This window comes from Paenibacillus sp. YIM B09110, assembly GCF_037167145.1.
GTDB lineage: Bacteria > Bacillota > Bacilli > Paenibacillales > Paenibacillaceae > Pristimantibacillus.
Genome location: NZ_JBANSP010000039.1, coordinates 33,689 through 48,593, shown reverse-complemented (window position 1 = coordinate 48,593; position 14,905 = coordinate 33,689). Strand labels below are relative to the sequence as shown.

The 14,905-nt window shown below is 53.9% G+C and carries 4 protein-coding genes; 3 read left to right on the top strand and 1 reads right to left on the bottom strand.

Annotated elements, in window-relative coordinates; genetic code table 11:
- Window positions 1-804, bottom strand: an 804-nt coding sequence (locus V8F51_RS29780; RefSeq protein ID WP_337104137.1) for a SpoVR family protein, incomplete at its 3' end; no start/stop codon positions are given.
- Window positions 805-1,134: 330 nt separating this feature from the next.
- Between V8F51_RS29780 and V8F51_RS29775 the strand changes: the two genes are divergently transcribed.
- Genes V8F51_RS29775 through V8F51_RS29765 form a run of 3 tightly spaced genes read left to right on the top strand, consistent with a single transcriptional unit; the run spans window position 1,135 to window position 14,881 of the window.
- Window positions 1,135-1,806 (top strand): S1 family peptidase, encoded by a 672-nt coding sequence (locus tag V8F51_RS29775; RefSeq protein ID WP_337104138.1) that lies wholly within the window; start codon window positions 1,135-1,137, stop codon window positions 1,804-1,806.
- 36 nt (window positions 1,807-1,842) lie between these two features.
- Window positions 1,843-7,173, top strand: coding sequence for a hypothetical protein (locus V8F51_RS29770; protein WP_337104136.1), 5,331 nt, complete (start codon window positions 1,843-1,845; stop codon window positions 7,171-7,173).
- Window positions 7,174-7,207: 34 nt separating this feature from the next.
- Entirely contained in the window at window positions 7,208-14,881 is a 7,674-nt protein-coding gene (locus V8F51_RS29765; RefSeq protein ID WP_337104135.1) for an S-layer homology domain-containing protein, read from the top strand.
- Window positions 14,882-14,905: the final 24 nt, after the last annotated feature.

The following is a 14,905-nucleotide window of genomic DNA, read 5'->3' as shown; positions in this document are numbered from 1 at the left end:
GATCTTAGTTTCGATTTGTGGCCAAAAATACAGCATCTCATCGCGAAGCATTGTCATGATGTCGCGCTGCCAGTCTTCCAGGATTGGAGAGTATTCTTCAATGAACCATACTAAGTCTTTTTCGGGATCCGGTGGGAAACGCTTTACCTCCGCAGCCTTGGCTGCCGCTTCTCGTTCGGCGATCAGATCGGGATCCAGATCCCACAAATCGTCGTAGGCCGATACGTATTCGGTGCTGCTTGAACGTTCTTTTTCCTTTTGAATCATTTCAATATAGCGCTTCTTATCAAGCTGATACGGCTTAATAAGCGTCGGATCGACATGCTCCTGAATGGCGAGGATCGCATCGATGAACTTTTCAACTGCTTCTGTGCCATATTTCATTTCATATTGGCTAACGCGCTCGGCCGTAGCAGACATGCTCTCGACCATATTGCGGTTGGACACGCCGAAGCGGGCGTTGTTCTTGAAGAAGTCGCAGTGCGCGAGAACGTGGGCAACGATCAGCTTGTTCTGAATGAGCGAGTTGCCTTCGAGCAGGAAGGCGTAACACGGATTGGAGTTAATGACGAGCTCGTATATTTTGCTAAGGCCGAAGTCGTATTGCATTTTCATCTTGTTGAACGTTTTGCCGAAGCTCCAGTGCGAGAACCTTGTCGGCATGCCGTAAGCGCCGAACGTATAAATAATGTCCGCCGGACATATTTCGTAACGCATCGGGTAAAAATCGAGTCCGAAGCCTTGTGCAATCTCTGTGATTTCATCAATAGATCGCTCCAATGCGCGTATCTCATCCTGGTTCATCCATCATCCCTCCGCAATCATATAAATGCGATTCATAAAAATATATGGATAGAAAGGGCCGATTATGCTGGACGGTTGGTCTTGGTAAGGTGAAAGATAGACAGGTGAAAAATTCCGAAGGAGGTAGAGGTGTTGTCGCCATCAACCGCGCTTAAGGATTTCAATACATAATTTAAACGATCCGAGACCCCAGGGACTCGGTTTTTTTTTGTGTCCGAATCGGCTGAATTCGACAGTTCTCGGCAGTTTGTGAGAATTTTGTGAGAGCCTCTCATTATACTTATTTTGAGAGAAACCGTGACTTTAGTTATAGAAGGATGAGTGATCGTGATGAGACGAATAGCAGGGGTTATATTGCTGTCGGTGCTAATGCTGGTTGCAGTGCTTAACCGCTCCACTGTCTCCATGGCAGAGACGCCCGAGCGATACGACGCTGAGAGTATTTATGCTTCTGCCAATGAAGCGGTGTTCTATGTGCGAGCTTTTCGAGATGATGGAGCGTTGATGAATGTAGGCTCGGGTTTTCTAACAGGCCCCGAAGGAACTGCGCTGACCGCTTACCATGTCGTTGATGGGGCAAGCCGATTAAACTGCGTGCTGAAGGATGGAACCGCTGTTGACTGCAGGATCACCGTGCAAGACGAAATGGCTGATACAGCGGTGCTGGAGCTCCCTTCTCGGACCGGCGGCGCATATTCATATTTGCGATTAAGGACAAGTCCGCTAAAAGCGGGCGAGAAGGTGTTTGCCATCGGTTATCCGATGAAGGGGACAAATATCATTACGGAAGGGATCGTCAACGCGCCCGTCGCCCCAATTAACGGCAGGAACCGTATTCTGATTTCGGCAGAGCTTGTAAGCGGCATGTCAGGGGGACCTCTGCTTGATGAGTTCGGCTATGCGGCGGGACTGCTGTCCGGATCGCTTCGCACGATGAATGGCATTCATCTAGCGGTGGATTCGGCCGACATCAAGCGGGTGATGGAACAGGTTAATCCATAGTAATCAAAACTAGAATGATGCTGGAGGCTGCGATTAATGAAGAAATGGGTTAAGAAAAGCTTTTGCTTGCTGTTGTCTGCAGCGATGCTGCTCGGTTTGATGCCATGGCTCGGGACCGCCGAGCGGGCGAACGCGGCAGGCGGATATGAGGATGTGCTGGTGAACGGCACCAAGCTTTACAACCAGAGCACGATCCACTTGAACCCGTCTGTCCCGAACGATGCTGCATATGAAGATGGCGGAGACGCAAGCGAATATGATGCGTTCATTTGGTTCCAAAGATCGAAGAATTCTCCGATTCCCGGCGTATTCTTCGACATGGACGATAAGGACGATTTATATGGAACGGATAAAGTGGACGACGACTTATATGGCACGATTACGGTCTCGCAAATTCCCGGTCTTAAGCAGCTTGCGGAGAGCGGGCAGGGTGAATTCCGCTTTTTCGCGCGCAATTTGTATGAATCCGACGACGATTACGTAACCGTCGGAGTTTCGACTTCGACGTTGGGAACCGTTCTAGATACGGATAACGGGGAAGATAATGCGGACACGGGCTGGAGGAAGCTGAGCCCGAACGATGTGCTCACAATTGATATCGTTGTTGACGGAACCGCCACGCTGGTCGGCGTTCATCTGTTCTTCCGAGATATTACTGCGCCGACGGTCAAGGATTATATTTTCAACACGACTGGCACAGAGCACGGCAACAGCACGATCGACGAGAATGAGCTTTTCTTGAAGTGGGGGGACGATCTTAGCTTGACTTACCCCTTCAGCGAACCGCTTAAGGCCTACTCTTCGGTTGATGCGCTTGATCTGAACAGACATGATCTGTTCATGAATCCCGCCGGAACGGGACTTCCGGCAGCCGGTCAGAAGCAGGGCATGAAGCTGCCGGATACGACGAGCTGGGGAAATTATACGGACCGTCTGTCCTATACCTATCAGGCGACCAACTACCAGCACACCGGAAACCTGCCGATCATGAACGGCGGCGAGCTGACCGCGCTCGCCGGCGGTACCAACCTCAACGAAAAGGCGCTGAAGCAGAAGCTGATCGATGCCGATTTCCACGATGCCGCCGGGAATCCGTTAATCGTGTCCAACTTCGCCGCAAGGTCGGCGTCGGACGCAGGATCGTCCTTTATTCGCGGCAAGGCGATCAATCCGTTCGATTCCGCGATCGACGCCGGCAATACGAATGACGGCTACCGCGTCATCGTGGATGCGGTGCCGCCGAAATACAGCTTTACCGCCAACGGCGTTCAGCCGGATATCGTTACCGGCAGCACCTTGAACGCGGGAGATACGATCGACTTCAAGGTGCAGTTGACGGAGGAGACGATCGCGAAGCAGGGGTTATCGGCATCCGGCCTGTTTCTGCATTTCAATAATGGAATGAAAGCCTACTATATTGAAGGGGAAAATTCAAAGGTTTGGACGTTCCGCGCGACCGTTACGGAGGATGATCTGGATGTCGCATTGCTGAAGGTCATTGCCTTGACGCATCAGTCCAGGGCGAGCAATACGCCTCCTTATGCGGACAAGGGCGTCCTTCAGGATTACGCAGGCAACCTGCTGACGGATGCGGTAAATACGTCCAAATCGTCACCGGCGCCAACAGATCCTTCCGCGCAAGTTGCGAATACGAAGATCGACTGGGCGCAGCTGTCCATCGACAACGCGGACCCGTCCTTCAGCTATATTTATGATGCCGACGGTGCAACGTCGGAGGTGTGGGGCAAGAGAGGCAAAATTACGATCGACGCGAACGATCCCGACGTGATTGCTCCTAGTTTCGACCCGACGGAGGCCGGAACGGTCAGACCGAGCCGCGGTATTTACCGTCCGCTGAATATGACAGGCGGAAACGGCAATTCTCCGGGCGTGGGGCTGGTTTACTATTACTGGAGCCAAAGTCCGGTTGACCCGCTGGCCGGCAAGGAGGCCGATCAATTCGCGGCGATCAAGCGGTATACGCTAACCGGACAACAGCCGCGCCAAGGCTTGTATCCGGGCGAGCTGCCGAATTTCAATCTGATGGTAACTAACAACAAGACGAATTTGCTGGAGCCCCCGTCTCAAGCGCTGACGGCGGCGAACAGCGGCGTCTGGTATTTGCACACCTGGACGGCGGATATGACATGGGAGACCGCCAGGGAGCTCATGCAGTATGAAAAGATGAAAACGTACAAAACGAACAACGCCGCCGCATACAACGGATGGATAGCCGATTATTGGGCAGCTAATCCAAGCGGTTCAGATGCGGACGCCGAAGTGTATGCGGGCGCCAAGGTATTGGCTGCGGTCGGCGATTACAGCGATCTCACGTTATGGACAGCGGCCGACTTCAAGCATGACGATTCCAACTGGATTTACAGCACAGCATCGATACGGCTCGATAACGAGCAACCTCAACTGTCGGCGGCGATCTCCGGCGTCAACGATACCGCGGAGGTCAAAGCGACCGTGACGGCATCGGACGCGCACAGCGGTCTGGATACGGACAAGCTGCTGTTCCAGTGGGTTAAGCCCGGTGCGCAGCCCGGCGCATTGGACTGGACGACCGTTCCGTCGAACCGCGTTGTTACAACATTGAACCATGTGATTGAGGACGGCGAATATGTTCTTTATTTGAAGGCGGCAGATATGGCGGGCAATACCGCACAGTACGTGATGACTGAGCGCGCTCTGGTCAATTCGGCCAGCACGGTAAGCATCTCGTTGTCGCCTGAAGGCTCCGAGGAATACGTGCAGAGCGGCGACATCGCCGTATCGGTTAGCGGAGCGAATATAAAGGAAATTTTGTACGCATTCAGTTTGTCTGCTGCGCGTCCGGCGGACAGTCAATTTAAGAAGGCTGCGGCTGCCGCGGCTCCGGAGCAAGAACCGGTGACCGAAGACCTTCAAGATGAAGAAACGGTCACCGAGTCGGTTTACGGAGATGAGACGTCTTCGGTAACGGAATCGGTCTATGGCAGTGTGCCGGCCGATTACACGTTGAACGGCGCGTATTACCTGCATGTTCGGGCCAAGGAAGAAGGAACGAACCGCTACTATGAATACAACAGTCTGTATCGATTCGATAACGCAGCGCCTGAGGCAGCGTTTAGCGTCAATGGCGTCAGTTATGCCCGTCCTGCGCATAGCGTGATCGTGACGGCAACCGAGCTCTATAATCCGGAAGGCATGAGCGTTTACTACCAATGGGTGCAAGAAGGAATGCCTGTACCTGACGAAACTTCAAGCGGCTGGCTGCCGCTGCCTGATGACGGCAAAGTAGCGATTGCGAGCGATATGCTGTCGCCGGGTGAAACAGCGCGCTTCACTCTCTATGTGTACAGTCAGGACGGGTTGGGCAACAGTGCCGTAACCGGCACGAACCCGTTCAAGCTATATAGGGCGGACGACACCCCGGTAACCGTGCTCCAGTCCGATTTAATCGCATTCTCTGGCGATGAGGCAAGCGGTTATAAGGCGACGATTCAAGTGGAGCTGCAGAGCGTTTCCAAAGACGGATTCGAATACGCTATTTCCAAGGATAACGGCGCTTCCTGGTCGGTATGGAAGCCGTACACCAATTATGTGCAGACGTCCGTGAACGAAAGCAATCCGCTGCAATTGAAGCTGAAGGTCAAATTTCGTTCCCAAGATGGTATTGAGAGCGGAGTTGTAGCGGTTGATACGTTGAAATATTCCGAGATGGCAGACGTGTTGTACGGAATTGCGTCCTACAGTACGCTGAAGCCGGTGAAAGGCGGAGGTCTATCGCTTAGCATCGCGGTGGCCGCTGGCATCAAGGTCGTACCGTCTGCCACGAATAATCCGGATATTCCGGAACGCATCAAGGGGAACAGCTTTGCTATCTCGCAAAACGGTGTATACGTCTTTGACCTGACCGATCTGACGGCGCCGGAACGCACAGGCAAGCTGCTTGCTGTGGTGAAAAATGTAGACAATACGGCGCCGGAGGGTTCGATTGAATTCAACATTACGGCCACGACGAGAGCCAATGTAACGGCAAAGCTCAGCACGTCGGAACCGGTGCGCATATTGAACAATGACGGCAGGTCCAGCTACGTGTTCAAGGATAACGGCCACTTCACATTCGAATTCGAGGACGAGGCGGGCAATGTCGGCACAGCGACAGCCACGGTTTCCAATATAGACCGTACGCCTCCGAGCGTCAGACTGACACAAACCTATGCCAAAGGAACGGCAGGCGACCAATATGTGACGATTAAGGATAACAACGGCCAAGTTGTGTTGGCTGAAGGCGTTAATCTGATTGTTGAGAAGACGGATGCCGCGGAAGAGGATTTCTTTGTCGTAAAAGGCAAACAATCGAATGCTTTGCTGGAGAACGGAGATGTAGAGATAGTCGTGCAAGACCGGCAGGGCAATACGACGGTGCTGGAGGAAACGGTCAGCCATCTTGCTCCGAAGCTGAAGCTTCCTGAGATTACCTACAGCTTCGTGGATAATGACGGCAATCCGCTGACTGACGACAAGATGGTGACGATTAACGGCAAAGCATACGCCAGGGGCCAAGTTAAGGTAACGCTTAGCGGCAAAGTGGACGCACCAAACCAGGTATTTCTGGGGATGGTACCGGTTAGTCAAGGCGCCGGCGGAAACAAAATCAGCAATGACGATGGCACTTACACCCATTCGACATTTTATCAGAGCAACGGAAGAACCCGAATTGTGTTGACCGACTTGCTGAATCGAAGAATCGTTTCTTCGATAGAGGTGGACGGACTCGACAATACGGCTCCGGAGATTGTGCTGGGCCGACCGATAGCTGCTGTGGCGAAGAACCAAGAGGGCTTTGATCCGCTGCAGAGTCTGGGCGGCTATACGGCAACCGACAATGTTTCCGCAAGCGATAACCTGACTGTCACGATCAGCCCTCTGGACCTCTCGCAAGTCGGCAGACATACCGTTGTCTATACGGTAACCGATGAGGTGGGCAATCAAACGAGCGTTACGCAGCAAGTCATCGTAATGGACAACAGCGGTCTGCTCATTACCGGCAACGGGCAAGTGTTGTCTTCCAGTCTGCAGGAGAAAGCGCTGTTCGATACGAACCGCATTACGTTTAATGTGAGCGGCTACGACAAAATGGACGTAAACGGCGAAGAGCTTATCAACGAGAAAGCATCCTTTACGTTGCTGTACTATTCGGGACTGTACCGTGAAGGTCAGATGAAGTATATCGCCGAGGAGCTGACGCTTGAGGAACTGATGAACAATCAGTACCAGATCGTGTTCCCGAAATCCGGTTGGTATACGCTAATCGTCAGAACGCAAGAGAGAGAAAGGGAATTCGTTTCCTTCTTCGTAGGCAACACGGATCAATAGTGAGACCATCCCAAGCATGAAGGAGTCAAAGCGGATGAAAGGTTTTAAGCAGAGTATTGTAATGCTGCTGGCCATCGTGCTGGCATTTGGATTTCCGCTCTCGGCGTTTGCCGAGGTGATCGGCGAGAGCGGTACGACGGAAATCAGCAACGGACTGGTCAAAGTGACCGTCAACAACGATACTGGCCGCTTCGCGATTCGGACGGTGGATGGCCAGCCGATCCGCAAGAAGGATCAGAATGTCAATTTGATGTTTCGCGGAGACGATCCGGAAAGCTCTTTCACGACTTTCCGGATCGACGGAACGGACTATATATTCGGGAATCCGTATAAATTCGGTGCCGAATTGTTCTCGGAGATCAGCATTCCGCAGATTGTATCGAACGCCGACGGCACGAAGCAAATCGAAACCATCTGGACGATCAAGGGCGTGCGGATCAAGCAGATTATCAAAATGTACATGAACACCTCGGACAAGATCAATTCCGGCAATGTCAATGTAGGCTATATTGTCTACAACAATACAAATGCCGATGTTCAGGTGGGCTCAAGGATTTTATTGGATACAATGGTAGGCAGCAATGACGGCCCCGCCTTGCAGGTGGGCCAGGCCTACAAGGCTCCGCTTCAAGTAGAGCGCAGGCTCGTGGACGAAGACAAGCTGCCTCCGGGCATCGGCGAGGACGAGAAGGCGCTGTACACGCTGCCCGCATACTGGGTCATGAAAGATAAGCTCGACAGTACGAATCCGCTCGCGACAAATGTAATCGCGTACGGCTTTAATAACTTTTCGGAAAACGACATGAATATCGTAGATGAAATGGTTGTCGGCCATTGGAGCAGAATGGCAAACGCCAAGTGGGATTACGAGGTTAATCCGAATCTCGATTTTACTACTGATACGAACGATTACGGCACTGCCGATTCCGCGGTCGCGTTGTATTGGAATCCGGATACGGTAGCCAAAGGCGCCGCTCACAGCTTCGAAACCGTATACGGGCTGGGCGAAATCGTGGAGGCGGACAAGGTCTTTTCCATTCGGTACATCGATCCGGTAAATCAGTTGGCAACGCTCGAAGACAGCAGCGGTTATGAGAACGAAGGCGTCTTCGATATCACGGCCGAGATCGAGAACCTGGCTTCATTCAATCTTGAGCAGTCCAGCATCAATGTCAATATGCAATTGGACAACGCGTTGAAGTTCGTTGATCTTGACGATCAGGGAAACATCAAGCGAGATGCAAGCGGCAAGATTCTTACGATAAGCGGCAATAAGCAGACCGCCATATTCCGCAAGGAAGCGACGCCGGAGGAAGCTGAACAGGGCATCGTGCCGAAGTTCAAGCCGGGGGAAACGGTTACTGCTTCTTTCAAGGTAATAGCGAAGGGGAAGGCTTGGCCGACAACGCCGGAGTATCTGATGACGGCAAGCAGCCCGGAGACCGAAGCGAAGCTGGAGGGCATCGAGGACGAAACGGTTAAAGCCCAATATATGTCCAGCAAGTCCAACTTTGTCTTCCTGCCTCCGGTAGGGACGGCAACGCAAACCTATGTGTACGCGATGTCGCCGGATGAGGTGTTCACCTCCGACGTGAAGTATATCACGCTGAACCTGTCCAACATTGAAGCGTACAATGCGGGAAATGCGACGACGGACGCGAATTTTGACTTGTATTTGAAAGAGATCGAGTCAGGCAACCGCTACAAGGTGCCGGTCAAGGATTCTGTGCTGCTGCAGCCTGCCAATGACGGACAAGTAGGCGACATGCGGATTACTTACCGGACCGGCGATCAGGTGGATCGGAACGGCGAGATAGTGACGGACGGCAGTGGCAATGAAAGGAAGGATTTGGGGCCGGCTTTGCCGCTCGGCGAATATCAGGTCGAGATCGACTACAAGGATACTGCAGATACGGGAGGCTTGTATGATCTGACTACCTCCCAGCGCTTTATGGTCAGCGATAATGAAAATGCCCGTTTGAAAAAAGCCAATATTTTGGCGGTCGTCAAGCGGACGTTCGACATCGCTTCGCCATATGACGGCGCGAGCTCGGATGAGCTGCAGGAGGCGTTCGAAGAGGCGTTCCCGAGCTACGATTTCCCGAGCCAAGCGGAATATACCGGCTTCAAAACGGCTTTTGGCGCGGCCATGCAGGCGATGGTGCTGAACGCCAAGGTGGTGGATCCGGACTTCGGCGGCGAGTACCTGCAGGAGATAACGGAAATACCGGCTTACCATCTGCGGGCGTTCGAGAGTGAAGAAGAGCTGGAGGAGTATAAGGAAAGCTTGGAGGAAGAGGACACGGGCACAGGAAGCACGGAGGACGAGGAAGGGCCTCCGGGCGATGAGGTGCTGGTCGAAATCCGAGGCATGATCAATCAAATCGGTTCCGGCGAGGATGCCCAGTATGTAGTAGATACGAAGCAGGAGCCGGCGCTTATCAACAAGGCTGTTGCTTACCGGGGCAAGGATATGGTGTTTGCCCAAGGCAAGCTGGACGTCCTCGGCGTGAAAGCGATCGCGGAAGCAACGGACAGTCCGTTCTTCGACACGCTGAGCATGAAGGGTGACGGAACGCTGAGCGTTGCCGGCAGCGGCTTCGTCTTCTACCGAGGCGAGTGGACGCTCGATTTCTTCAACGGCTTCAGCAAGTCGCTGCAGCAGGAGGAAGAGGATGAATCGGAAGAGGGCGAAGAGGAAGAGGAGCCGACCGAGGAAGAAAAGCAGAAGGAAGAGGATAAGGGCGGAGGCGAGGAGGATACTTCGCTGAACGATGCCTTGACCTGGGCTGCTGGAGCTCTCGGCGAGCGATTGAACCCGCTGCGCCAACTGCTCATTTCGGATGTGTACTTCAATCAGTACAGCTTGTTTGCCGCACCCAGCTTCTCCATTAGCGGCTTCGGCTTGAAATTCAACGATTACATTTTGCGCCCTGGGGGAATCTCCTTCGGCGGCAGCATGAGCATGAAGATCGTGGAATCGGAAATTAAAAACGTCATTTATAACGATCAGGGCTTTGTAGGTATCGACGCTAATCTGAAGTTTGATCTGAACGAGGACATCGGCCTGATCTCCCAAGCGGAAGAGGGCGCTGCGCAGGAGGAGGACGGCAGCGATATGCCGTCCGGTGAAATTACGATTGTCCATTATGTTCAGGAAGTCGAGGACGTAGACAATACGTACGGTCTGAAATTCAACGCCACGGTCAGCGGAGTCGGCGTCGGCGTTGAGCTTGCGCTCAAGCAAGTGGCGGACAAACGGATTTTGCCGGATGTCATCGGCTTCGAGGCGGAGCTGGGCGATCCTGGCGTAATGATTGCGGGAGCTACTTATTTGACGGGAATCCGCGGAGCGATTCGCGAGCTTGCGGATACGATCGCAGGCGAGGGAGACGTGCCGCTAACTCTTGAGGCCGGAGCAGACATCAGCTTCGGAATGGCTCCGGCGACCTTCTATGGAAGCATCGACATGACGCTGAAGAAGTCCGGCATTAAGCTGGTGGGCAAGCTGGATTACAGCCCTTCCCCCGATTCGGAGATGCTGACGATGCTTACGGAAGCGAAAATTGCGGCTCAGTGGATGACGCCTTGGTTCGTCAGCGCTTCGGCGACTGTTGACGTGCTGGGCTGGGATGTCATTATCGGCAAGGCGTCGCTGTTCGTCGGCCAAAATTTGATCAAAAACAGGATCGATTTCGAGGGTTTCGTGGGCGCCAAGCTTCAAATACCGTCCGATGTGCCGATTGTCGGGGGAATGCCGCTGGCTGGCGTGTCGCTGGGCCTCAACAACGATAAAATGTGGGGCAGCTTCTCGATTCTTTTTGTCAGCTTGGGCGTTACGTATTACTTCAACGGAGGAATCGAATTCGGCACCTCCGGAGAGAATTTGCCGGACGGTCTGCTTTATCTGAAGATCGACGACCCCGAGACGGGACCAAAGCTTATGGTGCTGGGCGAAGGCGCGGAGACCGTGGCAACCTCTTGGATGAACCGCGAGGAAGAGCTGCATGAAATCGAATATCATAGCATAGCCGATGGCGTCAGCTTGCTGGACAACGGTTCGATGAGTCTTGGCGTCGGCGGCATTAAAGTATCGGAAGAAGGCATGCTCCATGAGCTTCCGATGTCCGCCGTATCCGGCAATGCGATTCTGGAAGTGCAATACTACGGAGATAACCTGCCTGCGCTTGTGCTGAAGGACAATAACGGCAAAGATTACAAGCTGATCTATGACGAGAATCGGGTCAACGATCCGAATGCCAACGCCTTCACACAAGAAATCGCGGGCCAGAATGAGACGATACGCAAGGCGTACATTATGATTCCGGCCGATCGCGCTGGCAGCGGAGCATGGAAGCTGTACGCGGATCAGACCGTGGATACGCGGCTGTTCAACGTTCCTGTAGTCTCCTCGCTTGAGGAAATCAGGCTGGATCAGGATGCCGGCGGCAACCCCGATGTATTTACAGCATCGTGGAAAGCAATGAATGCCAAAGATGGAGATACGGTGAGCCTTTATTTGACTAAGGATTCGGTCCTGCCTGCCGCAGGCGGGAACGGCGAGCCTCAGGCTCCGGGAGACGCCGGCGTGCTGATCGCCAAAGATTTGGACGCAGCTTACGGCGGCAGTGTATCAGGCAATGCGACGACGGGAAGCGTGCAACTGGACGTGAGCAATCTGCAAATATTGGGCGCGGCCGAGGATTTGCGGGGCTTGATGGCCCAGGGAGATTATTACCTGCGTGCCGAACTGAAGTCCGCGAGCAGCTTCGATACGAAGACAAGCGCCAATAAGTTCGAGCTTATCGACCCGCTGGCGCCATCCGAAGTCAGCGATGCAGACATTGAGCCAGCGGGCAACGGATATTTCAAGCTGTCCTTCAAGCCAGCGGCCAAGAAGGCGGGGCAAGAAGGCTATGAACATAGCTACAGCATCGAGGGTCTGCAAGAAAAGAACGGCGAGCTTCAGGAATACGAGCCGTTTAGCTCCCTTCTTTTTACAGAGGAAGAGCTCCAGAAGTATTGGAACGAGGAAACCGGGCGGTATGAGGGCATCCGGCTCGGCGGATGGGTCGCTGCGTCTACCTCCAGTCAGGTGGATACGACGAGCCTGCAGGGAAGCGCGCCGCCTGCCGAGTCTCTGAAATACAAAGGTTTTCAGACCGGTCAAACCTATGTCGTTGGCGTGTCTGCCGCGGTGAAGCCGGATAAGGCTGCCGATAAGAACGAAAATATCCATTATGCCAAACGGGTAAATACGGCGAGCGCTTTGCTGCCGGTTGTGGATAAGCCGGTTCTTTCCTTCCAGAATACGGAATCGGCTAAGGTAACCGAATCAGCTGGCGTATATGCGGAGTTGCTGAGCGGGTCTGTGCGTCAAAGCGTGCAGGTGAAATCCGATCAGCGAAATGTAGAGGTCGAGGCGACCTATGACGGCAAGTCTCTAGGCAAGGTTGCTCTCGCAGACAACGGCAGCGGAAGCTCCGGCACATTGGACTTCGATTCTTTTGTGTCGGACGGCACGTATGCCGTTGAGCTGCGGGCGAGAAACAAAACAACGGGTGATTTCTCGATCGCAATGCTGTATTTGACGGTGGATACGACGGCTCCGGTTCTATACATCGAATCGCCTCTTCCCGGCGAGCGTACGGCGGGGGGCAAAATCAAGGTAACCGGTCAAACGAGCAATGATGCGGTTCTGAAGGTTGCGGGTCAGACGGTTGCAGTAGGCAAGGACGGCAAATTCAGCGGAGAGATTGCCGTATCGGGCGATAAGCCAACCCTGAACTTGTTGTTTGAAGCCGTCGACAAGGCAGGCAACGGCAACAGCGCTTCATTGACGGTGACGAACGGCGGCTATCAGGTGCCGGTAGGTTTGGTGCTCCGCAAAGTATCGAACATGGGCATCCGAGACGAGAAGCAGCTTGAAGCGTTCCTCCGTGTGCCGGACGGGAAGGACGCAAGCGGCAAAGCCAAATTCAAGGAAGTGCCTGTTGCCGAGTCCGACTTGGACCGTCTGAGCTACTCCTTGTATTCGGGAAATGCCGCGCAAGTATCTTCCGATGGGGTTGTTACCGGCTTGTCGGAAGGTTCGGCCATAATAGCGGCCGACTACCGGGTATCGGAAGAAGCTGCGCTGCAAGGAATGGTTGTCGTCGATGTTGTGACGGATATTGAAGCGTATACGACGGCTGTCAACGGAAAAGCGGCGGTGACGAAGGTCAACGTCGTATCAATTGGAGAAAGGGCGGATTCCGAGCTGGTGTACAAGGTGTACAAAGCAGCGAACGGAACGCCAGAGGCTCCGCGCTACAAGGACGATGTCAGCGGCTGGACGAAGCTTCCGGACGACGGGATTATTCCGGCAGCCAGAGGCGATAAGGTTGCTGCAGCCAAGCGCCCGGAAGGCGGGAAGCAGGCACTTGCGGTGTCTGCGTTGATGCCGGCGGTTATCTGGAGCAGCTCCGGCGGAGACTCAGGTGGCGGAGACGGCGGCTTCCCAGGCGACATTGGCGGAGGAGAAGAGACGGGCTCCGGATCTGATGAATCCGGTCTAAGCGCAGCGGGAGCCAATGTGAAGACGGAGAAGAAGAATGGCCGTCTGGTTGCCCGAATCGATGCAAGCGAGGCTACTGACGGTGCGACAGGCAACGACTTGCGGATTGAAGGCACGGATAAGACAGTTGTCGGGTATGAACTCACGCTGGGCCAGTCTCTGCTGGCAAAGGCGGCCGATAGAGGGCAGAATGTTCATATTTTACTTCCTTTTGCCGAGCTGTTGTTCCCTTCGGGGGCAGCTGCAGGACAGGAACTTAAGCTGACGATTGATAAAAATAGCGCTCCTAACAAGGTCAAGCTGGAGAAGCTGGCGCAAAGCCTAGGCGCGACCTTGCTGGGAGACGGCGAAGGCGCGACCTTCAACATCTCGCCTGCTGGAATGTACAAGGATCGTTCCGTCGAAGCTAGAATTGCTCTGCCGGATACCATTGCGGCCAGAGATATTTCGTCGGTCGTCCTGCAAGACGACAGCGGCAGCTGGACAACGCTTCCATGGTCAATCGATATTGTAAGCAACAAAGCCTATGTGAGCGTGACGCTGACGGGCAACGGAAGCATTGCCTTCATCAGCAACAAAGCGGCGTTCGACGATGTGAGCGACGGCAGTTGGGCGAAGGATGTGATTCAGCAGGCTGCCGGCAAGCTGTTCATGACGGGACGCACCGCGAATAGGTTCGATCCGAACAGCCGTATAACCCGGGCAGAGTACTCGGTCGTGCTGTTGCGCGTGCTTGGGTTGATGAATCAACAGGGACAGAGCAAATTCAAGGACGTCAAGGCTGACGATTGGTTCAGCCGCAGCGCAGCTATCGCTGCCGACAACGGGCTAGTCAACGGCTTCGAAGACGGAACGTTCCGTCCGCAAAGCGGCATCTCCCGCATGGAGGCGATGGTTATTGCCGGCCGTGCGATGAAGCTGGCAGGCGGAGGCGGAGCGGTTACGAAAGCGGAAGTCGATCGCATTCTGGAGTCGTTTGGTGATGGAGATTCGATTCCGCAGTGGGCCAGAGAGGCTGTTGCCATCTGCGTACAAGAGGGCATCATCTCCGGCGTTAACGGTGCGTTGCTCCCTAACGGCACGCTTACAAGGGCGCAGGCGGCAGCTATCGCAGTCAGACTAAATAGCCTTGTGCCTGCCGGCAATCTTTAAAGCAGAAGAAGAGACGCATTTCAA